The 20,956-nt window shown below is 62.3% G+C and carries 21 protein-coding genes and 2 pseudogenes; 13 read left to right on the forward strand and 10 right to left on the reverse strand.

Annotated features, from left to right (window positions below; genetic code table 11):
* Position 1 precedes the first annotated feature (1 nt).
* The 3 genes from CIT26_RS13125 (at position 2) to CIT26_RS13135 (ending at position 3,967) form a co-directional block, all read left to right on the forward strand.
* Positions 2-1,180, forward strand: coding sequence for an alanine racemase (locus CIT26_RS13125; RefSeq protein WP_206072760.1), 1,179 nt, complete (start codon positions 2-4; stop codon positions 1,178-1,180).
* A 61-nt stretch (positions 1,181-1,241) separates the two neighbouring features.
* Complete coding sequence (locus CIT26_RS13130; RefSeq protein WP_095492962.1) at positions 1,242-2,516, forward strand: NAD(P)/FAD-dependent oxidoreductase; 1,275 nt, start codon at positions 1,242-1,244, stop codon at positions 2,514-2,516.
* Positions 2,513-3,967, forward strand: a complete 1,455-nt coding sequence (locus CIT26_RS13135; protein WP_095492963.1) for an aldehyde dehydrogenase family protein — start codon at positions 2,513-2,515, stop codon at positions 3,965-3,967. The genes CIT26_RS13130 and CIT26_RS13135 overlap by 4 nt, the downstream gene beginning before the upstream one ends.
* Before the next feature lie 219 nt (positions 3,968-4,186).
* On the opposite strand, the gene CIT26_RS13140 is transcribed toward CIT26_RS13135, so the two are convergent.
* Positions 4,187-4,867 carry an aspartate/glutamate racemase family protein gene (locus CIT26_RS13140; protein WP_095493076.1) on the reverse strand — a complete coding sequence of 227 codons (681 nt, stop codon included), beginning with the start codon at positions 4,865-4,867 and terminating at the stop codon, positions 4,187-4,189.
* Positions 4,868-5,048: 181 nt separating this feature from the next.
* A pseudogene (locus CIT26_RS13145) lies at positions 5,049-6,375 on the reverse strand (NAD(P)/FAD-dependent oxidoreductase).
* 207 nt (positions 6,376-6,582) lie between these two features.
* Between CIT26_RS13145 and CIT26_RS13150 the strand changes: the two are divergent.
* Positions 6,583-6,831: pseudogene (locus CIT26_RS13150) on the forward strand (IS21 family transposase); the annotation flags it as partial.
* A 229-nt stretch (positions 6,832-7,060) separates the two neighbouring features.
* Positions 7,061-7,729, forward strand: coding sequence for a haloacid dehalogenase type II (locus CIT26_RS13155; protein ID WP_095492964.1), 669 nt, complete (start codon positions 7,061-7,063; stop codon positions 7,727-7,729).
* 145 nt (positions 7,730-7,874) lie between these two features.
* Here CIT26_RS13155 and CIT26_RS13160 read toward each other — a convergent pair whose 3' ends face one another.
* Entirely contained in the window at positions 7,875-9,152 is a 1,278-nt protein-coding gene (locus CIT26_RS13160) for an NAD(P)/FAD-dependent oxidoreductase (protein WP_095492965.1), read from the reverse strand.
* A gap of 395 nt (positions 9,153-9,547) precedes the next feature.
* Between CIT26_RS13160 and dusA the strand changes: the two genes are divergently transcribed.
* The gene (gene dusA / locus CIT26_RS13165) at positions 9,548-10,543 is read left to right on the forward strand and encodes a tRNA dihydrouridine(20/20a) synthase DusA (protein WP_095492966.1); all 996 of its coding nucleotides are present in this window, start codon (positions 9,548-9,550) and stop codon (positions 10,541-10,543) included.
* A gap of 98 nt (positions 10,544-10,641) precedes the next feature.
* On the opposite strand, the gene CIT26_RS13170 is transcribed toward dusA, so the two are convergent.
* Positions 10,642-11,577, reverse strand: coding sequence for an AraC family transcriptional regulator (locus CIT26_RS13170; protein WP_095492967.1), 936 nt, complete (start codon positions 11,575-11,577; stop codon positions 10,642-10,644).
* A gap of 350 nt (positions 11,578-11,927) precedes the next feature.
* Between CIT26_RS13170 and CIT26_RS37565 the strand changes: the two genes are divergently transcribed.
* Together CIT26_RS37565 and CIT26_RS13180 are read left to right on the forward strand one after the other, a co-directional pair.
* On the forward strand, positions 11,928-12,032 hold the full coding sequence (locus tag CIT26_RS37565) for a hypothetical protein (protein ID WP_245319404.1): 105 nt from the start codon (positions 11,928-11,930) through the stop codon (positions 12,030-12,032).
* A 33-nt stretch (positions 12,033-12,065) separates the two neighbouring features.
* Positions 12,066-12,809, forward strand: coding sequence for an SDR family oxidoreductase (locus tag CIT26_RS13180; protein WP_095492969.1), 744 nt, complete (start codon positions 12,066-12,068; stop codon positions 12,807-12,809).
* Positions 12,810-12,833: 24 nt separating this feature from the next.
* Here CIT26_RS13180 and CIT26_RS13185 read toward each other — a convergent pair whose 3' ends face one another.
* Both CIT26_RS13185 and CIT26_RS13190 read right to left on the reverse strand, forming a co-directional pair.
* Entirely contained in the window at positions 12,834-13,538 is a 705-nt protein-coding gene (locus tag CIT26_RS13185) for a TIGR02281 family clan AA aspartic protease (RefSeq protein WP_095492970.1), read from the reverse strand.
* A gap of 7 nt (positions 13,539-13,545) precedes the next feature.
* Positions 13,546-13,779: a DUF1289 domain-containing protein gene (locus CIT26_RS13190; RefSeq protein WP_095492971.1), complete on the reverse strand. Its 234-nt coding sequence runs from the start codon at positions 13,777-13,779 to the stop codon at positions 13,546-13,548.
* Between the two features lie 182 nt (positions 13,780-13,961).
* Here CIT26_RS13190 and CIT26_RS13195 point away from each other — a divergent pair, with 182 nt between their 5' ends.
* Positions 13,962-14,957 (forward strand): nicotinate-nucleotide--dimethylbenzimidazole phosphoribosyltransferase, encoded by a 996-nt coding sequence (locus CIT26_RS13195; protein WP_095492972.1) that lies wholly within the window; start codon positions 13,962-13,964, stop codon positions 14,955-14,957.
* A gap of 4 nt (positions 14,958-14,961) precedes the next feature.
* Here the strand turns inward: CIT26_RS13195 and CIT26_RS13200 are convergent, their stop codons facing one another.
* Positions 14,962-16,482, reverse strand: a complete 1,521-nt coding sequence (locus CIT26_RS13200) for a sensor histidine kinase (protein ID WP_095492973.1) — start codon at positions 16,480-16,482, stop codon at positions 14,962-14,964.
* Between the two features lie 75 nt (positions 16,483-16,557).
* On the opposite strand from CIT26_RS13200, the gene CIT26_RS13205 reads away from it, so the two are divergent.
* From CIT26_RS13205 to CIT26_RS13220, 4 genes are all read left to right on the forward strand, one after another.
* Positions 16,558-17,178 carry a thermonuclease family protein gene (locus tag CIT26_RS13205; RefSeq protein ID WP_095492974.1) on the forward strand — a complete coding sequence of 207 codons (621 nt, stop codon included), beginning with the start codon at positions 16,558-16,560 and terminating at the stop codon, positions 17,176-17,178.
* Between the two features lie 43 nt (positions 17,179-17,221).
* Positions 17,222-17,833, forward strand: a complete 612-nt coding sequence (locus CIT26_RS13210) for a glutathione S-transferase (protein WP_095492975.1) — start codon at positions 17,222-17,224, stop codon at positions 17,831-17,833.
* A gap of 16 nt (positions 17,834-17,849) precedes the next feature.
* A complete protein-coding gene (locus CIT26_RS13215) occupies positions 17,850-18,467 on the forward strand; it encodes a uracil-DNA glycosylase family protein (RefSeq protein ID WP_095492976.1) in 618 nt (205 codons plus the stop codon).
* Positions 18,468-18,586: 119 nt separating this feature from the next.
* Positions 18,587-19,078 carry an Lrp/AsnC family transcriptional regulator gene (locus CIT26_RS13220; RefSeq protein WP_006333679.1) on the forward strand — a complete coding sequence of 164 codons (492 nt, stop codon included), beginning with the start codon at positions 18,587-18,589 and terminating at the stop codon, positions 19,076-19,078.
* An 11-nt stretch (positions 19,079-19,089) separates the two neighbouring features.
* Here the strand turns inward: CIT26_RS13220 and CIT26_RS13225 are convergent, their stop codons facing one another.
* From CIT26_RS13225 to CIT26_RS13235, 3 genes are read right to left on the reverse strand one after another with little or no spacing between them, the layout of a single operon-like run.
* A complete protein-coding gene (locus CIT26_RS13225; RefSeq protein WP_095492977.1) occupies positions 19,090-19,659 on the reverse strand; it encodes a DUF3299 domain-containing protein in 570 nt (189 codons plus the stop codon).
* A 47-nt stretch (positions 19,660-19,706) separates the two neighbouring features.
* Positions 19,707-20,285: a GNAT family N-acetyltransferase gene (locus CIT26_RS13230; RefSeq protein WP_095492978.1), complete on the reverse strand. Its 579-nt coding sequence runs from the start codon at positions 20,283-20,285 to the stop codon at positions 19,707-19,709.
* Positions 20,248-20,949, reverse strand: coding sequence for a DNA alkylation repair protein (locus CIT26_RS13235; RefSeq protein WP_095492979.1), 702 nt, complete (start codon positions 20,947-20,949; stop codon positions 20,248-20,250). Before CIT26_RS13235 ends, CIT26_RS13230 begins: the two co-directional genes overlap by 38 nt.
* Positions 20,950-20,956 lie beyond the last annotated feature (7 nt).

Raw genomic sequence — 20,956 nt, forward strand, 5'->3', positions numbered from 1 at the left:
GATGGACAAGATGGCGGCAAACCTGTCAGTGAGCGAGACGGCCAAGAGCATCGACGCCCTGGTCACCCCGGCTCTGCTTCTGGACCGTGGACGGCTCGGGCACAACATCCAGGGTTTGGCTGAGCGCGCCAAGAAGCTTGGCGTGGTGCTGCGCCCGCATATGAAGACGGCCAAAAGCATCGACGTCGCCCGGTGCGTGTTCCCCCGCGAACCCGGTCCGATCACGGTCTCGACCATCGCCGAGGCAGAGTATTTCGCGGGCCACGGCTTTCGAGACATGACCTATGCGGTCGGCATGTCGGCGGCTTCGGCCATCCGCGCCATGGAGCTTTGTCGCCGCACTGGCGTCGACCTGAAGCTGCTGCTCGATACTGTGGAGCAGGCTGATGTTTTGGCCAACGTGCTCGAGGCCATCGGCGTGACACCGTCCGTCTTCATCGAACTGGACTGCGATGATCATCGCGGTGGATTGAAGCCGGACGATCCCAAGCTGCTCGAAGTGGCCAACAGGGTCGTCGCAGCGGGCGCCAACCTCGTCGGCGTCCTCGCCCATGCCGGCGAGTCCTATGGCTTGAGTACGCCCGATGCGCTGGTCAAGGCAGCCGAGAACGAGCGTTTGGCCACGGTGCGCGCCGCCGAAATCCTGCGCGCTCACGGTCATCCCTGCCCGATCGTCAGCCTCGGCTCGACGCCGACCGCACACTTCGCCGAGAATCTGGAAGGCATTACGGAGTTGCGCGCCGGGGTCTACATGTTTTTCGACCTCGTCCAGCACGGGGTCGGGGTCTGTGCCATCGATGATATCGCGATTTCCGTGTTGGCCACTGTGATCGGCGCCAAGCCGGAAAAAGGATGGGTGCTGGTCGATGCCGGGTGGATGGCGCTGTCGCGCGACCGGGGAACCGCAAACCAGCAGATCGACCAGGGCTACGGCGTGGTTTGCGACGACAAGGGGCGGGTGCTTGAAGATGTGATCGTGGCCCAGGCCAGCCAGGAGCACGGCATCCTCGCCATTCGTGCCGGTTCCGGCAAGAGCATGCCCAAGCTCCCGGTCGGTACGCGAATCCGGATCTTGCCGAATCATGCCTGCGCGATGGCCGCCCAGCATGACTTCTACAGCGTCATCAACGGTGAGAACCCGGAGATCGAAGCGCGTTGGGAGCGGATCCGCGGATGGTAGAGGCTCCAATCGCAACGCTTTGCATGGCGCCCATGCAAACTGACGCACTGGTGGTGCAATTATGAAGTTTACATCTTATTGGCTGGATACCTCTCAGCCGTTCAATGAGGGCGCGTCCGAACCCCTCGAAGGCCACTACGATGTAGCGATTGTGGGCGGCGGCCTGACCGGATCTTCCGCTGCACTGGCCCTTGCCAAGAAGGGCGCCCGGGTTGCCCTGTTGGAGGCCGAAACGATCGGCAACGCCGCGTCCGGCCGCAATGGCGGCATGTGCAACAACGGCTTTGCCCAGAACTATGGGATCATGGCCGGCAAGTACGGCAAGGATGCCGCGAACGCGCTCTATAAGGCATTCGACGCTGGCGTCGATATGGTCGAGCGGCTGGTCCAGGAAGAACTGATCGACTGCAGCTTCGCCCGCGTCGGCAAGCTCAAGCTTGCTGCCAAGCCGGAGCACTACGACATGCTGGCGCGCAGCCAGGAACTCCTGGCGGCCAATGTCGATCCCGGAACGAGGATGATCGCGCGCGCCGACCTGCGAACCGAAGTCGGCACCAACAGCTACTATGGCGGGCTGCTCTTTCCCAAGGGTGCCGGCATGCATGTGGGCCGGTTCGTCCGGGGCCTGGCGACCGCCGCCGCGCGGCGTGGCGCCGAGGTCTATGAACGGGCTCCGGTCATGGCCATCCGCAAGGTCCCCGCCGGGCATGAAGTAGAGACCCCACGCGGCAAAATCGTCGCGCGGCAGGTCCTGCTGGCGAGCGGCATTTCCCAGGTTGGTCCGCTCGGATGGATACGCCGTCGCATCGTGCCGGTCGGCGCCTTCCTGATTGTGACGGAACCGCTGTCGCCTTCGCAACTTCAACGCCTCATGCCGACGCGTCGCATGGTCGTCGACACGCGCAACCTCGTCGTCTACTGGCGGCTCACTCCGGACAATCGCATGCTGTTCGGCGGGCGAGCGCGGTTTGCGGTGTCCGATCCTCAATCCGACGAAAAGAGCGGCCGCATCCTGAAAGCGGCGATGGTCGAAGTCTATCCAGAACTGGCCAGCACCCGGATCGATTACTGCTGGGGCGGCATGGTAGATATGACCCGCGACCGCCTGCCACGCGCCGGAGAGCGCGACGGCATCTACTACTCAATGGGCTATAGCGGACACGGCACCCACATGTCGACGCTGATGGGCAGCATCATGGCCGAGGTCATGGACGGGCGGCCCGACCTGAACCCTTGGAAGGATTTCGACTGGCCGGCGATCCCTGGATATTTCGGACGTCCCTGGTTCCTGCCGATCCTTGGTGCCTATTACCGCATGAAGGACCTTGTAGGATGATCACGCCCCTCGAACACCTGTCCAGCAACGGCCGCCTGGACAAGTTCTTCATCGACGGTCAATGGGTCGAGCCGAGGGGCACCGCCAAGGGCGTCGTCGTGAATCCCGCCACCGAAGAGGTCGTAAGCCAGTTTCCGCTCGGAAACAGCGCGGACGTGGACGCGGCCGTTTCAGCGGCCCGCCGGGTGTTCGCCACCTGGAGCCGTACCAAGCCGGAATACCGCGCGGGTCTGCTTGATCGCCTGCAGGCGCTGCTCGAAGCGCGCAATGAACTGCTTGCGCAATGCTTGAGCCTCGAAATGGGCGCGGCGATCGGATATGCGCGCACCGCGCAGGTGCCGCTAGCGATCGCCCATGTGAGGGTCGCTCGCGATGTCCTGACAGCCTTCCCCTTCGTCGAGCAGCGCGGCCACACCGCCGTCACCCACGAACCGATCGGTGTCTGCGCCCTGATCACGCCTTGGAACTGGCCACTCTACCAGATCACCGCCAAGGTCGCGCCGGCGCTGGCCGCAGGCTGCACGGTCGTGCTGAAGCCAAGCGAGCTCTCTCCCTTGGACGCCCTGCTGTTCGCCGAGGCGATCGAGGAAGCCGGCTTCCCTGCCGGTGTCTTCAACCTCGTCAATGGTGATGGCCCAGGCGTCGGTGCGGGTCTCGCCTCCCATGCGGATGTCGACATGATCTCCATTACCGGCTCCACCCGTGCCGGCATCGCGGTGGCCCAGGCCGCCGCGCCGACGGTCAAGCGGGTCGCGCAGGAGCTCGGCGGCAAGTCGCCGAACGTGATCCTGCCCGACGCCGATCTCGATCGCGCCGTTTCGCTGGGCATAGCCGCCGCCTTCCGCAATCTCGGCCAGTCATGCAGTGCGCCGACGCGCATGATCGTGCCGCGCGCGCTGCTTTCCGAGATCGAGTCAATTGCCCAGCGGGCCGCGGATGAGATCGTCGTCGGCGATCCTCTTTCGGAGGCCACCACCCACGGCGCAATCGCCAATCGTGCTCAGTTCGACCGGATCCAAACAATGATCGACGTCGGCGTTTCGGAAGGCGCAAAACTTCTCACCGGCGGACTTGGCCGTCCGGACGGCCTAGATGTCGGGCTCTATGTGAAGCCGACCATCTTTTCCGACGTGCGCACGGGCATGCGCATCGCTCAGGAGGAGGTCTTCGGGCCGGTCCTTTGCATCATCCCCTACGACACAGTCGACGAGGCCGTCACCATCGCCAATGACACCATCTATGGCCTCGGGGCCCATGTGCAGGGCAGGGATATGGACGTCGCCAAGTACGTCGCGTCGCGGATTCGCGCCGGTCAAGTGCATCTCAACTACCCGGCGTGGGATCCACACGCGCCATTTGGTGGTTTCAAGCAATCCGGAAACGGACGCGAATACGGCCTCGAGGGCATGTTGGAGTATCTCGAGGTCAAGTCCATCCTCGGCTATTTCTAGGCGACATCTTCGCCAAGCGCAGAGGGCGCGCCGGTGGCGCTATCTATGCCAGTAGGCCGGGGCGGATCGTTAACCAGTTAAAAGACTGCGCGGCTCGCTGCGCTTGTCGCCGAGCTCTACGAGAGGCGGCAGCTCGGTTTCGGCAGGCGGACATCGCGTGGCCGAACAATATTGCGGCAAGACTCGTATTAGGCATTTGCACCCTGTCCCACTTTTGTCCTATCGCTGCTCTAAACGCCGTTTCACGTTTTCAACCCCAAGTCCGGGGCTTGTCAGAACTGGAAGACTGTGGGTCGTGCCCCGCACCGCACGAGCCATCGAGGCCTGCGCAAAAATGACCACATCGACCTTCTGCGACAGCTCTTCGAGAGCTAGGCGGATTTGCGCGTCATGGGCTTCGACGTCCCCGCCGGCGAGGAGTTGAAACGCTCCCTCAACAAGCACATCGTCGATCGCTACATCCTTGCCCGCCTCGTATGCCTTGCGCTTCAGCAGATCCACGGTCGGCACCAGCGTTGTGGACAAGGTCGCCAGGACACCTATGCGGTTTCCATGCTCGACAGCGGCTTTGGCCATGCCTTCATCAATACGGAACAGCGGCACAGGACAAAGCGGCGCAATGGCATCGACTGCCGGTCCGAGAGTCGAGCATGTGACGACAATCGCATCTGCCCCGGCGTCGACTGCCGACGATACGTAGGTAGCAAGCCTTCGTTTCGTCAGATCGGATAGCGACCCGCGCTCAATCGTATTTCTCAAGAGGCTCTCGTCGAGGATCGCGAACGGCTTCCAGTCGGGCAAATGTTCCTTGGCGAGGCCCTCGAACTCGGAAACAAGGCCGGAAACCGTATGGATGAAAGCCAGCTTTCTGGCGGAAGTGCTCGTAGTTTGATCTGACATGTGGTTGTCCATCAAGTTGCTGGAAGCTGAGTTGGCGGAACTGGATGTCTGGACCAGTTCATCAACCTGGTCACTCGTGAGAATCCTCTTCACGAAACGGTTCAGATCGCGCTTGGGCCTCTAGATATGCAGACCCGCAATCGCTCAGCGCGCTTTGCTGTCGGTACGCGGCTAAATTGCATCAGAAGGCGCCGACTTCAATTTGCGATCTGTCCGTGAAGCGTGACATGCGGAATGGAGTCGGATCGACGCTTGCCGCGTCACCCGCGACCAGATCCGCCGCCAGATGGCCAATGCCAGGGCCGGCGCCGAAGCCGTGTCCGGAACAGCCTGCGGCGACGAATACGCCGCCGATGCTGTCGACCGCTGAAATCACGGGTACGGCGTCCGGTGTGAAGTCGATATGCCCACCCCAGGAGGACACGATGCCGGCATCGGCAATGGCGGGGAACAGGGCCCTTATCCGCGTCATGATGGTTGCTATCATCCGCTTGTCCGGAGCGGGATCGAGGACGCGGATGCGTTCAAAGGGGGTTGGCCTGTCGAGATGCCAGCGACCGAGTGTTTGCGGGCCCTCGAAGAACGAGCGGCCGATGCCGATCTCGACGGCCTTCAGCCGTTTGATGAACATCGGCAGAAAAGGGCGGACATAGCGGATCCCCTGCGGCGTGATCTCGAGGGTCGCCCTGCCGCTGGCGGCTATCGTGTAGCTGCCATCGATCCGGCGCGTTAGGGCACCGTCAGACGTATAGATTGCCCCGCCAAAATCCGGTGCAGGAGCCGTCCGTAAGGTGGTCTGACGGACGCTGGCCTGCGGCAGCGAAACCGCATGCATGCGCAGGAAAGCAGAAGCCCAGGCGCCGGCGGCACATAGCACCGCGCTGGTGCGGATAAGGCCCTTCTCGGTGACGACGCCGCTCACTTGCCCATTGGTGATATCCAGGCCGCGTGCCGCGCAGTTCTGATGAATGGTCGCGCCATGCTTGCGCGCGCCTTCGGCGATCCGAGGGGGCAGCGAGCCAGGGCTCGGCCTTGCCATCGTCTGCCGCGTGGACGCCGCCCAGCCATTTGCGGCCTCCAGCCGCAGGAACGGCGGCAGTGGCCTCGTCGGCAGTAAGCATCCGCGTATTGACGTCGAACCGCCGCGCAACCTCGCGCCACTTGTCCCATTCGGCGAGTTGCTTTGGATTGTCCGTCGCATAGATGAGCCCGCAACGGCGGAAGCCAAGGTCGTGCCCGATCTCTTCGGTCAGCTCTTCCCACAGCCGCAGCGCCAGATTGGCAAGTGGCAATTCACGTGCATCGCGGTTCTGCCGACGGCACCAGCCCCAGTTCCGGCTTGACTGTTCGCAGCCGACATACCCCTTTTCGATAAGCGCCACCGACAGGCCGCGCCGCGCCAGGAAATAGGCCGCGCTGGCGCCGACAATCCCGCCGCCGATCACCACGACGTCCGCCGACTTGGGGAGCGTTTCATCGCTGCTGATGTGGTGGATTAAAGGTGGCATGCGGGCCTCGGCAATCAATGAGCGCTCCCAGTATCGGCGACCGGTGCCGCAGAATGCACTGACTGCAGCCGCATTTCGGTATCTTGCACCGAATATCGCCGGCATCCGGCAAGTGACGGCGATTTTATCGTCGTCAAGAGCTGCGGCGCTGCCGTGATTGAGGATTTAAAATCAATGTCATAATTTCTTGACGAAATTCCCAAAATCGCCTTCCGCGTGTTCGGTGGCATTCCGCGGCGCGGTATCTACGACAACATGAAGACCGCAATCGACAAGGCCGGCCGTGGCAAGGAGCGCGACGTCAATGTCCGCTTCATGGCCATGGCCAGCCACTATCTCTTCGAGCCCGCGTTCTGCAATCCGGCATCGGGCTGGGAGAAGGGACTGGTCGAGAAGAACGTCCAGGATGCCCGCCACCGCCTTTGGCAATCCATCCTACGCGCCCCAGTCGTTGAGGCGGCCTTTCTCGTCTCCCGAAAGCGGCCCTTTCTGCTCCTCTGTCTCCTTCACCAAACCGAGGCCACGCTTCAGCTGGCAGGGCGAAAGAGACAGCACAGCGAAAGGGCGTGCTGGCTTGGCGGTCGACCGGAGGGCCTTGTGCTGAATGACCATGCATTGCGGCACATTCTGCCAAACGCCTGCGATTATGCTCGGCTGATAGGGCAGATTGACAGGAACCAAGGACATGGATCGCTTCCGGCCGAAATACGTGACTTTTGATTGCCACGGCACGCTCATCAACTTCCAAATGGCGGAAGCCGCCAGGGATCTGTTCGGTCACCTTCTGGATGGGCCGCGCATGGACGAATTCATCAAAAACTTCCAAGGCTACCGCGTCGATGAGGTGCTGCAGGACTGGAAGCCTTATGCAGATGTCGTTCACAACGCACTGGAACGCACCTGCCGCCGCAACAGCGTCGCATTCCGTACCGAAGACGCCGAAACGATCTACAACCGCATCCCGACCTGGGGGCCGCATCCGGACGTACCAGAGGGATTGGCGAAACTGGCCAAAGAAATTCCGCTGGTTATCCTTTCGAACTCCATGATGGCCCAAATTCCGTCGAACGTCGCAAAGCTCGGCGCGCCATTTCATGCCGTCTACACCGCTGAACAGGCGGGCGCCTACAAGCCGCACTTCAAGGCGTTCGAATATATGTTCGACATGCTGGGATGCGGACCAGAGGACATAACGCACGTTTCCTCGTCTTTCCGCCACGACCTGATGTCCGCCTATGATCTGGGGATCAAGAACAAGGTCTGGGTTAATCGCGGCCATGAACCTGCCAACCCCTACTACGAGTACACGGAAATCCGCGATGTGACGCAACTACCGGGCGTTTTCGGACTCTGAGGGCGAGGGCTTGCCGGGGCCTTGCAGGGCACCGCGTCAAGGTCGCAGGCTAGACCGCATACGTGCGAGCAGGTGGCCAGGGCCTAGTTCAATGCGTGCCGAGATTGGCGGTGTCGGTCGGCCACTTTGGGGCTTCTCGGCGGGATCAGGGAAGCATATCCTTCAGCCGATAATAGGTGCCCACCATTGGCAGGAACCACGGCTTGCCGGTATGCAGCGGGACGGCATTCCAGTCCATGCCACCGATTGGATTGGTATCTGTGCGGCCCATGGCAATGTCCGCTAGCACACTTCCGATCAGCGTCGAGAGCTGCGCGCCATGTCCTGAATAGCCCATGCCGTAGATCAGGCCATCGGCGGCGCCGGCGCGCGGATAGCGGTCTTGAGTGCAGCCGACGAGACCGCCCCAGCAATAGTCGATTTCGACATCGGCCAGTTGCGGGAACACATCGAGCATCTGCTTGCGCAAAAGCTCTCCGGAACGCACGTCTGTCTTCTGGTTCGAGGCAGCCGAGAACTTCGCACGCCCGCCGAACAAGAGTCGGTTGTCCGGGGTGAGTCGGAAGTAGTTGGCGATGTTGAGCGAGTTCGTGTAGTTCCGATTGCCCGGCAGGGTTGCCGCGACCTCCTCGGGGGTAAGCGGGCGCGTCACGACGATGAAAGATGCAATTGGCATCATCCGTCGCCGATAGTAGTCAAAATTCTCGGTTGTGTAGGCGTCGGTCGCAAGGATGACCCGGCGGGCAGCGAGCGAGCCGGTCGGCGAAGTGATCCGCCAGCCATCTGACACCCGGATGCAGGACTGGACGGGATTGTGCTCCCAGATCGTCGCACCATGGCGAGCGGCTGCGTCCGCCATGCCATTGGCATACTGGCCCATATGCATCATCGCCGACTTGGGTGACAGCACCGCGCCGTGAAAGGCCTCCGAACCCAGCTCCTTGCGGACATCGCCACGTGAGAGCCACTCCACCGAGGGGTCCACTTCGCGGCGAAGCTCCTCGCACATGGCCTGCAGCCCCTTCACATGCGATGGCTTGGATGCAAGCTTGAGTTTGCCTCCCCTGCGGAAGCTGCAGTCGATGCCCTCTTCAGCGATGATGGCTTCGATCATGTCGATCGAGTCGTCGTAGGAGCGCCAGAACCGACGAGCCTTGGCCTCTCCAAAGTGGGCCTTGGCCGCGCCAAAACTTGCGAAGTGACCACTGTTGAGGTGCCCGCCATTGCGCCCTGATGCACCATACCCGACATGCTCGGCCTCGATGAGCGCGACCTTCACGCCAGACTTGGCCAGTTTGCGCGCGGCATTGAGACCGGTGAAGCCCGCCCCAATTACGGCGACTTCGAAATCGTCTGAGAGGGGTTCGCGGGTCGCCCCAGCAAAGGCTTTCGACGTATCATGCCAATAGGAGATAAACTTCATTTTGAACACCTCTCGCGCTCGTCGGGACGCCGACAGGATGAAGTGTAGCTCCGCTCCCGCGCTGTGAGGTGCGGCCCTTCCCATGGGCCTGCAACAATCAGTCGTCCTGCGCGGCGGAAACCGCAGGAAATGCGGCGGCGGCGCAGACTCCGCAGGACGCTCGGCGATTGCCAGGCTAAATCCCTTGATGATAGCGGGCCGCGCTGGGTGGTCAGCTTTCGGATGACCTGGCCTTCATCGCTTTCGTGCACATTCAGGTGACCAATCCGGGCTCAAGCGCCGCTTCTCAGGAGCTTCCGTCGCTGTTAAGCGTGTTTTTGGATATGATATGGGAACTTCTTTATCCGCCGGTCCAATGGGGCATTGGACGGACTGAGAGCGAAAAAGTGGAATAAATGAATCACTTAAGCATGCGGTTTGCCATTGCACCTATGATGGATTGGACGGACCGGCATTGCCGGTTCCTCCATCGCCAGTTGACGCACCGGGCATTGCTCTACACCGAGATGGTTGTCGCCGACGCGGTCATCCACGGCGAGCGCGAGCGCTTGCTCGGCTTCGATGGTACGGAACATCCGGTCGCGTTGCAGCTCGGCGGCTCCGATCCGCAGAAGCTTGCCGAGGCGGCCCGCATCGGCGAAGCCTCCGGCTATGATGAGATCAACCTCAATGTCGGCTGCCCATCCGACCGCGTCCAGTCGGGTACGTTCGGCGCCTGCCTGATGAAAGCACCGGTTCTGGTCGCCGATTGCGTCGCGGCGATGAAAGCCTCTGTCGGCATCCCCGTCACCGTCAAATGCCGCATCGGCGTCGACGAGCAGGATCCTGAGCCGGCGCTCGATGCGCTGGCGGACGGCGTTTTCGCGGCCGGCGCAGACGCGCTGTGGGTGCATGCCCGCAAAGCGTGGCTGGAAGGGCTGAGCCCGAAGGAAAACCGCGACATCCCGCCGCTCGACTACAACAGGGTGTATCGGTTGAAGGCCAAAAATCCGAACAAATTCATCGGCATCAACGGCGGCATTCAATCTCTTGAAGAGGCGCTTGACCATATTGATCATGTCGACGGCGCCATGCTCGGCCGCGCTGCCTATCATACGCCGGGCATTCTGGCAGGCGTCGACGCGGCGTTTTACGGCGACAAACCCAAAACGTTCGATTTTGCCGCGCTGATCGATGCCATGGCGGATTATGCGGCACGCCATATTGAGCGGGGCGGGCGGCTTGGCCATGTCACCCGTCACATGGTCGGCCTGTTCCACGGTCTGCCCGGTGCGCGCCGTTACCGGCAGATCCTTTCGACCGATGCGACAAGGCCCGGCGCCGGACCGGATGTGCTGAAGGCGGCTTTCGCTGCAGTCGATTTTAGCGGGACGGACGCCGAAGCAGCCTGACTGTTCAGTCGAGCAAGATTATGCGGTCGCTTGCGTGTCTTCCGCGGTCTGTTCAGCAAACCAGAGGACCGTCGATAGCTCGGGCAGACCTAGTCAAGCTAAGCTGCGCTCGCCCGCTCGGCGTCCTGCATTTCTTCTTTGATCGCGTGCGACATGGATCGAGTGCGCAGCGCATCGCGCTTCGGCGGCGCCTGGAATGTGCGGCGATATTCGTGGGTGAATTGCGAGATGCTCTCGTAGCCCACCTCGAACCCGGCGCTGGTTGCCGAAAAGCCTTCATCGAGCATGAGGCGGCGTGCTTCGATTAGGCGAAGCCGCTTCTGATACTGTCCCGGCGTCAGCGACGTCATGTGCTTGAAGTGCTTGTGGAAGGCGGTGAGGCTCATCGCCGCTGCCGCCGCCAAGCGCTCGACGGGAATACGCGATCGATACTCGGTTCTAAGTATCGCGATGGCCGCCGCGAGACGGCTCGCGTGACTGTCCGGATCCGCAAGCGACCGCAGGGCCGTGCCGTGCTGACCGGAGAGGAGCCAATAATGTAGCTCGTGCATAATTCCGGGGCGCAGGAGCGACGTAGCATCCGGTCGGTCCAGCAAGCGCATCAGCCGCACTGCGCAATCCAGAATTGCGGCATTGGTGTCCTCAGCGAACAAGGTGCGTGTCTCTGACGGGGGCTGCGCACGCACGCTGCCCAACTGCGCCGCGACCTCGCGCAGGAGCGTCATCTCGAGTTCGACCGCGACGGCCAGATAGGGCTCGCGTTGGCTTGCCTGCACGATCCGTCCGACGACCGGCATGTCCGCGCTCACGATCACGGATTGGCCGGCGGAGAAAACTTGCTGCTCCCTGCCCACGGTCATGAGCTTAGCACCCTGCAGAACCAGACAAACCAGCGGCCGATAGACTGAGTGCAAGTCGCCATGTGGTGACTCGACGCACATCATCCGCAGGCCCGGCACTGGCGTCAGCGCCAGGCCGTCCCGGTTTGCATGGCGGGCGGCATAGGTGTGAACGGCATGTTTGAGGACGTCCATGCAATGTCTCCTGCTACGGCGCGATGCTGGCGATCCTAGCTGCGGGCGGACAAACATCACGTGGGCTGCAGGATCGAGCAAGTCTTGCGCATGCGTTGGCAAGCTGTCGACCGCATCGCCCTGTAGGAAATGTCCCAACCGAACAAGCCCCCTCGACAGGAAGGGAATTCATATGTCTGGGCAGAACGAAATACCGAGACGCGCCGTGCTGGCGAATGTCGCCATGGCTCTTCGCAGGCGCATGATCTCCGTGACCGCGATGGCGCCGGGCGTCGTCGACACCACCCTGTTCACTGACAGGAAGACGCCGGAGCAGATCGCCGGCTTCGCCGCGCACGCCACATCAGCGCATTGGCGAGTCTTCCGACATTGCCGACGCAATCGCGGCGCTCTGCAGCGGGGACGGTGCCTGGATCAACGGGCAGACGGTATTCACTAACGGCGGGATCGTTTGACCCGATTGGCTGGAATAGATGGAGCACAGAACGATGAAAATGACCGGAAATACGATCCTCATCACCGGCGGCGGATCCGGGATCGGGCGGGAACTGGCGCTGCGCTTCCATGCGCTTGGAAACACTGTGATCGTCGCGGGACGGCGCAAAGAGGCGCTCGAGCAGACGATCGCCGGGCGTGAAGGCATGCACGCGATGGTCGGCAATGTTGAAGATCCGGAAGCAATCGCAGCATTTGCCAAGCGCGTAGTCGCCGAGCACCCGGCGCTCAACGTGCTCATCAACAATGCCGGCATCATGCGCCGCGAGAATCTGACCAGGACCCGCGATCTGCGCGACGCGGAGGAGACGATCGTCACCAACTTGTTCGGGCCGATCCGCCTCACCAATGCGCTAATCGACCATCTGGCGGCCCGGCAAAATGCCGTGATCGTCAACGTCTCGTCGGGCCTGGCCTTCGTGCCGCTGAGTGGCACGCCGACCTACAATGCCAGCAAGGCGGCGATCCATTCCTATACGGTGTCGTTGCGCGAGCAGCTCAGGGGCAGGGTCGAAGTGATCGAGCTTGCGCCGCCCGCGGTTCGCACTGAACTCACGCCCGGCCAGTCGACGCGCGACGAGTATATGCCGCTCGATGCGTTCATTGACGAGACGATGGCGTTGTTCAGCCGGGAGCCGACGCCCAAGGAGGTACTGGTGGAGCGCGTGGGCTTCCTGCGCTGGGCGGAGCGGGACGGCCGGTTTGATCAAGCGGTCGAGATGCTCAACGCTCATTGAGCGGCGCCGAAGCAGCCCGACTGTTCAATCGCGCAAGATCATGCGGTCGCCGCGCACGTCGAAACCGGACAGTGAGCCGATGAAATTCATGCCGAGCAGGCTCTGGCCGAGCATGCCGGGCGCCGCGATCATGACCGGCATGTCCTTGCGTACGATCCCGCCGATCGCCAATTCGTCGGTTCTCACGGCGGCGGCGCGTGCCATGCCGTTGGCGGTGGAAACCGGTATGGTGAAATTGAGAGCGGCTGGATTGAATCCGGCCGCTTGCGCGTCCTGCGCGGTCAGCACGATGCTGGTGGCGCCGGTATCGACCACGGCCCTGACCGGCGTGCCGTTGACCATGATGCGCGCTTCGAAATGGCCATTGCCGGCCTTGTCCAGGGTCACCGTGGCATGGCCGTCCTCAAGGCCTAATGCCAGCGGACTGCCGGGAACAAGGCCGGCCGTTACCCGGCTGGCGAAATCCTGCAACTCATAACGGTATTGGTAGCCGGCGATCAGTGCGAGCACGATGACGGCCCAGGTGCCCAGGTTGCGGGCCATCGCGCCCAAGGGTCTGCCTGATCTGAGCAGGCCGGCGCCGATGAGCGCGACCAATGCGCCAAGCCAGATCATCCGGCTGAAATCGTAATTCTCTACTCCGAATGTGCTGCCGGCGGAATCGTTGAGCATGAGCAGGGCCACGCCTACCCCGATCAGGATCATCAAAACCCAGAAAAATCGGTTCATATTTGGCTCACGAGAGAGCGTCGCGTTCGCGCGCGAGGCGGGTGCGGCGGGTTTCCCGGCGCGGTCTTCGTTCAACCGTTTCCAGCCGGGCCGGCAGCTCGGCCATCACGCTGCGGCGGATTTCAGGGGTCATCTCGATCCAGGCGCCGATTTCCTCGCGCGTGCGGCCGCAACCGAAGCAGAAGCCGGTTTTCATATCGATCGAACAGACCAGGATGCATGGGGATTCGATGGCCGTCATGATATTCTCTCAGGGTTCCGTCAGGAATCCCTTGTCTCGCCTCCACATGGTGTAACGGCAAGGCCAATGCAAGCCCTCCGGAATGCGCCGCCGGCAACCGCTTTCGCGTCAATGCAGACAGTTGTGCCGGCCGACCAAGGCGGCTATGCCGCTCACCAACTCTGGGAACGATCACCAACGCCATGACCAGCGCGCTGCCCTTCGACGATTTTCGCAATCTTCTGGCGACCCTTCCGCCGGCCGACACGGCAGCCGAAGCCCGCGTCCGTGCGCTGTTTGCCAAGGCCGACAAACCCATAGGTTCGCTCGGCCGCATCGAGGACATCGCCGCGTGGCTCGCCGCCTGGAGTGGCCGTGCGCCGCCGGCGGTGAACCGGCCCCTGGTGGCGATCTTCGCCGGCAATCATGGCGTCGCCCGGCACGGCATTTCGCCGCGGCCCGTCGTTGCCACGGCGAACGCCGTCGAGCTTTGCGCGGCGGGCGGTGCGGCGGTCAACCAGATCTGCATCGCCAATGATCTCGGGCTGAAAGTGTTCGATCTAGCGCTGCACATTCCGACCGCCGACATCACCGAGGACGCAGCACTTGACGAGCGCGGCTGCGCAGCCACCATGGCCTTCGGTATGGAGGCGATCGCCGGCGGCACCGATCTGCTTTGCCTTGGCGACCTCGGCGTCGGCAATTCCACCGTTGCAGCGACTTTGTTTGCCGGACTGTTTGGCGGCGAGGGCGCCGATTGGGTCGGATCCGGATCGGGCGCCGATGCATCGATGCGGGCGCGCAAGGCGCAAGTGGTCGATGCCGCGCTAGCCTTCCACGGCACAAGTCTCAGGGACCCGCTGGAAGCGTTGCGCCGGATCGGCGGCCGTGAATTCGCGGCGATCGCCGGCGCCATCCTCGCCGCCCGGATGCAGAAGATCCCCGTCCTACTCGATGGATTGGTGGCGACAGCCGCCGCCGCGACGCTGCATGCTGCCAACCCCGCCGCGCTCGACCATTGCCTGCTTGCCAGCCTGTCGCCAGAGCCTGCGCATGCTCGGGCCGCCGAGCGGCTCGGCTTGCGCCCGCTGCTTGATCTCGGCGTGAGCCACGGGGAGGGGGCTGGGGCGGCCCTTGCGGCGGGCCTGGTCAAAGCCGCTGCGCTCACCAGCTCGGGCATGGCGGCGGCGGTTCACTAGGCGTCTATCGCCGGCGCGCAGCAACGGCTTTGGTCGGCAGCGCCGGCAATTCCTCCATAACCCGGCTCAACGGGAAGATGGCGATCGCCTCGGTTCCTTCGCGCAGTTTGGAATGGAGTTCGAACTCGCCGCCATGCATGGCGAGCAGGCTCTGAACGATCGGCAGGCCAAGCCCGGTGCCTTGTTCGGCGCTCTTGATGGCGATCGAGCCCTGGCCGAAGGCGGACAGCACGACCGGAATCTCGTCTTCCGGTATGCCAGGCCCGTTGTCCTTGACGGAGAGGTATTGGCCGCCGCCCGCCGTCCAGCCGACGCGCACGCGGATCTCGCCGCCAGTCCCGGTGAACTTGATGGCGTTCGACAAAAGATTGAGCGCGATCTGTCGCACCGCGCGTTCGTCGGCGAACAGGCGCGGCAAGGCGTTTTCGAAATCCTGGACGATCCGGATATCCTTGTTGCGCGCCTTCAGCTCCATCATGTGACAGCAATCCTCGACGACGGACAGCAGCATCATCGGCTCTTCGTTGAGCTGATAGCGGCCGGCTTCGATGCGCGACAGGTCGAGGATTTCGTTGATCAGATCGAGCAGATGCTGGCCAGAGTCGTGGACGTCGCGAGCATAGTCGCGATAGGTCGGGTTGCTCATCGGGCCGAGCACCTCGTTCGCCATCACCTCGGAGAAACCGAGAATGGCGTTGAGCGGCGTCCGCAACTCGTGACTCATCGAGGCCAAAAACCGCGACTTTGCCAGATTGGCGTCCTCCGCCCGCCGCCGCGCTTCGTCCGACATCGATTTCGCGGTGTCCAATTCGGCGATCAGCGCATCCTTTTCGGAGCGGAACGAGAGCAACATCAAGGACGAGCGATTGAGCTGGCGCGCCACGTAGGCGAAGAAGGGCAGCGAGACGATCAGCAACCCGGCCATGATCAGTTCGACCGGCATCCACTGCCTGGCGCCGGCATAGGCATAGGCCGCCACCGGAACGGCGAAGGTCGCCAGCAACGCACCGCGCAGCGATGACGCCGTGATCGCGGTCGCCGCCATGGCAAGCAGCAGCACCACCGCCTTGATCAGCTGGAACTGGTCGACCTGGCAAGCATCGCAACCGAGCCAGGCGAACCAGGCCCAGCCCAGGCCGCAAAGGAAATGGCCTATCAGGAAATCACCGTGCGTTTGCAGCGGGTTGAGTTCGGCAGCTTCCGTGCGGTCGACGCGCCTCGCCATGAACACGACGATCGTGTAGCAGATGAGTGTAAAAAGCGCCCAGACGCCAATTTCCTTACCCACTCCGGCAAACAGACCCGTCGCGGCGGCCGTCAGGACGAGAAGCGGAACGATGATCGCGCCGCCTAACATCGAACGGGCGTGGAGTTTCAAAAGCTCGCGGTCGAAATCGGGATTTCCGACCTGCTGCGAAAGACGGTCGCGCGTCTTGCGCACCGCACGCGCCACATCGCTGTTGCGATGGGGTTTCCTGCGGTCCACAATAAACTTGTCCGCTGTGGTCGAGCGTTGCAAGGGCATGGAGACTTCAATTTATGCGGGCAGCGGTTTCAAATTGTTAAGCTACGTTCGAATGATTAACCAACGGTTTGCCATATGAGCCGTTCGTGGTCGCGTCGACCGCGACAGCGATACGTCCCGCCGCGGCCGCGAAGCCTTTGGCGCCGGCTGGTGGATTACGCACTGACAGTCATCGTCCTCGGTCTGCTGATCCTTCTGGCGGCGCGCCTTGACCGGATCGAGACGCGCAAGACGGAGGGTGCCGCCGTCGTCAATGACGGCGATACGATCACGCTCGGTATCGAGCGCATCCGCATGCGCGGCATTGACGCGCCCGAATATTCGCAGGTCTGCCGCAAGGACGGCGCCGGCTATCCCTGCGGCAAGCTGGCGCGGCAATCGCTGGTCCGTCTGATCGCCGGGAAACCCGTCTCCTGCACCGGCTGGCAGCGCGATCGCTACGGCCGGCTGCTCGGCGACTGCAACGCCGGCGGCAAGGATCTCAACCGCGCCCAAGTCGAGGCCGGCTGGGCGGTTGCCTATGGCGATTTCGAAACCGAGGAAGCCGCTGCCCGTTCCGGCAAGTCCGGCATCTGGGCCGGCACTTTCGACGAGCCGCACGATTGGCGTGAGAGCCACGATCACGAGGTGACCGAAAGGAAGCACGGCACTTTGGCTTCGATCGGCGATGGCTTGCGAGAAATTTTTCGCTTCTGATGAGCAGCAATCTATAATTCGTCGGATCAACCAGGAGGATGGAATGAAACTCTTCGACGGCGGCCGGGCGCCCAATCCCCGGCGGGTTCGCGTCTTCCTTGCCGAAAAGGGGCTCGAGCTTCCGCTGGTGCCCGTCGACATGGGCGCGCTGGAGCACAAAGAGCAGCCGGTCAGTTCGCGCAATCCGCTGCAGCGTCTGCCGGTGCTCGAACTCGACGACGGGACCGTCATCACCGAATCCGTCGCCATCTGCCGCTATTTCGAGGAGTTGCATCCGGAACCGGCTTTGTTCGGGCGCGGCGCGCTCGGCAAGGCGCTGGTCGAGATGTGGCAAAGGCGCATGGAACTCAACCTGCTTGGTTGCGTCACCGCCGCGTTCCGGCACATCCATCCGGCGATGAAGGAATGGGAGGTTCCGCAAATTCCCGAATGGGGCGAGGCCAACAAGCCGAAAGCCGTTGGATTCCTAAGACTCCTCGACGACGAGTTGGCGAACCGGGAATTCGTCGCCGGCGATGCCTATTCGATCGCCGACATCACCGGGCTGATTGCCATCGACTTCATGAAGCCGGCGCGTATCAAGGTGCCGGAAGACTGTGCCAACGTACTGCGCTGGCATCAGGCGATCTCCAGCCGGCCGAGCGCCGCCGCCTGAGAATGAGCCCCTGAGAATGAGCGAAGAGCTGGAAAACTTCGCGGCGAGGGTACGCGCCTGCCGTATCTGCGTCGAAAACCCGATCGGTCCGCGGCTGCCGCATGAGCCGCGCCCGGTGCTCAGGCCGTCGTTCAGCGCCCGTATCCTGATTGCCAGCCAGGCACCGGGCACCAAGGTGCATATGTCAGGCATGCCGTTCACCGACGCTTCCGGCGATCGGTTGCGGAACTGGCTGGGCGTCAGCAGCGAAGAATTCTACGACACGACAAAATTCGCCATCGTGCCGATGGGCTTTTGCTTTCCCGGCCAGGACGCCAAGGGCGGCGACCTGCCGCCGCGCCGCGAATGTGCACCCGCCTGGCGTGCGCCGCTGATGGCGCTGATGCCGCGCATCGACCTGGTGCTGACGATCGGCAGCTATGCGCAATGCTGGCACATGGGCGCCGCGCGCCGGCCCTCGCTGACGGAGACGGTGATGGATTGGCGCACCATCTGGGATGCGCCCAGCAACCCGAAAGTGCTGCCGCTACCGCATCCGTCGTGGCGCAACACCGCCTGGCTGAAGCGCAATCCGTGGTTTGAAATGGATTTGCTGCCGTTTCTGAAATCGGAAATCCGCTATCGCCTCGGCTGAGGCGTGAGCAAGAAATCACTCGCTTTTGCGCCATCTGGCAGAATTTCTTTCTTGTGAATGGCCTAAATAAGAAGGACTATAGCCAATCTATTCCTAGTCTATCCCTGTGGGAGCACCCAATGGACCGTCTTGACAGAAAAATCCTCCGCCTCTTGCAGGAGGACGCGACGCTCGCGGTCGCCGATGTCGCCAAAAAAGTCGGACTGTCGACCACGCCCTGCTGGCGGCGTATCCAGAAGCTCGAGGAGGAAGGCGTCATCAAGCGGCGCGTCGCCATTCTCGATCATGAAAAGGTCAATGTGCGCGTCACTGTATTCGTGTCGATCCGCACGAATTCGCACAGCCATGAGTGGCTGCGGCGCTTTTCGGAGGTCATCCAGGAATTTCCGGAAGTGGTCGAGTTCTACCGGATGAGCGGTGACGTCGACTATCTCTTGCGCGTGGTAGTGCCCGACATCGCTGCTTACGACGCCTTCTACAAGCGGCTGATCGCCAAGATAGAGATCCGCGACGTCTCGTCGTCGTTTGCCATGGAGCAGATCAAGTACACCACCGAAATGCCGCTGGACTACATGGTTCTGGACAAGGAATCGGGCGCCAACGCTGCCTGAGAATTGTTTGCTTAGTTCTTCTTTTTGTTGAGAAAACGCCACGGCGAGTTTGCCGGCTGGGTGATGGTGTCCGGCACCACATCGACATCCACCACTGCCGCCTTGCGCACCGCGTAGCCCGATTGGATGACGCTGGCGCCGTCGAGGATGAAGAGCTGACTCTTCTCCATGCCCGGCTTCAATGCGCCGGTCACGGAGACCGGCTGGTAGGCCGCCGACATCCTGTAGGGGTGCGCGGGCGTGACGAGGACGATCTGATTTGGCGGCGGCGTCGGCATGTGGCTGCACGCACCCGTCCAAGGTACCAGCAGGAACTGGTAGACGAGATCGCCCTCGCGATCGACCGGCAGCGCATACCCCGCCAGTTGGACGGTCTTGTCCTGCAGATTGAGAGACAGCGTCTCACCACGATCAGGCATTTTTGCTGCGATCATCGGCAATCCGACACTTTCGGCAGCGGGCTGGGTCGCCGGGCGCAGGTCCTTCCAGAATATGCGCGCGGTTTCGGCGGAAGCGCTGCCCGCCACTATGGAAATCAGCACGGCCGCCAGCGCCGCTGTCGATTTGAGACGATTGCTCATCGTGTGCTCGCCATTTGACAGGAGTAAAGCTGCCGTGGCCGACAGCGTCAACGTTCGAGCCGCATCACATGCCGGCGCGAGCCGGCCATGCCGATCTCATGGAATCCGCGGGCCACGAACATGTTTCGAAAGCCCATGAAACGGTAACTCGGCGATGCCTGGTCGACCGGATAAGCCTCGATCGTCCTGGCGCCTTTGGCGAAGGCGTGATCGATGGCCGCGTCGAGCAGGGCGCTTGCCAGTCCACTGCCGCGTGACGCTCTCGACACATAGAAGCAGACGATCGACCATACGCCCGCCTCGCTGTCGTCCTGCTCCTGCGACAGCCTGCGGTAGGTCTCGCGCGGCGCGATCGAGCACCAACCGACGGTCTTGCCTTCCGCATGAGCGACAATGCCGACCGGTGTGCCGGCCGTGATGAGCGCCATCATGGCCCGTTTCCTCTCATCGTTGCCCACGTGCTCGCGGTTATCGAGGTTGCGCCAAGCCATGCACCAGCAATATTTCGGGGCGCCCGCCTGCTCGAACAGATTTTCGAAATCGGCGCGTGTCGATCGCGTCACCTCCGTAATGAGGAGTTCGCCCCAGTCAGCCTTTCCTGGCGAGCCGCTCGAGCGTTTTGACATCGGAAAGCTCCCTTGCAGCATCCTTGCCGATCCAGCGCGCCGTCTTGTCGGTCGAGATAGCCAACTCTTGTGCCAGGGCGAGGGCAGCGCCGTGCAAATTCATCGATCGCTTGCCGATCGAACGAAGCGCCCAGTTCACCGCCTTCTTCACAAAATTACGGCCGTCGGTGGCATGTGCTTCTATGATCGGCAGGAAGTCGAGGAAGGTCGCCTCTGGTTCGTTCTTCCGGTGGACCACCGACCAGGCCATCATGGCAAAGGCCGTGCGTCGAACGAATTCCCGTTCGTCGGCTGCGAATTCGGCGATCAGTTCCCTCCAGGAATCCGTATCGACAAAGAGATCGGAGACGCCGTCGACGATATCCCACGAGTCGAAAGCCGCCGCCCATCGTCTTGCATCCGCGGCAGAGAACCGCTTCGGATCGGCCGTGACGGAAGCGATGAACTGCGCTTCCATGATACCTGTCTGCCATAGCTCGAAGGCCCGCTCATGGTTGCGCTTGATTTTCCTGGCAATCTGCCGTTGCACGCCATGCGAGATGCCGAGCGCACGTTCGATCTTGATGCCGTAACGCAGCATCCCAAGGCGATTCTCCTCCGAGCCGATCGAGCGCAGATGGGCGACAATTTCCTCGGCGCTGGATTGAGGCGACAGCTCGGCCACGACGAGA

Origin of the sequence: Mesorhizobium temperatum, from assembly GCF_002284575.1 — a bacterium.
Classification (GTDB): Bacteria; Pseudomonadota; Alphaproteobacteria; order Rhizobiales; family Rhizobiaceae; genus Mesorhizobium; species Mesorhizobium temperatum.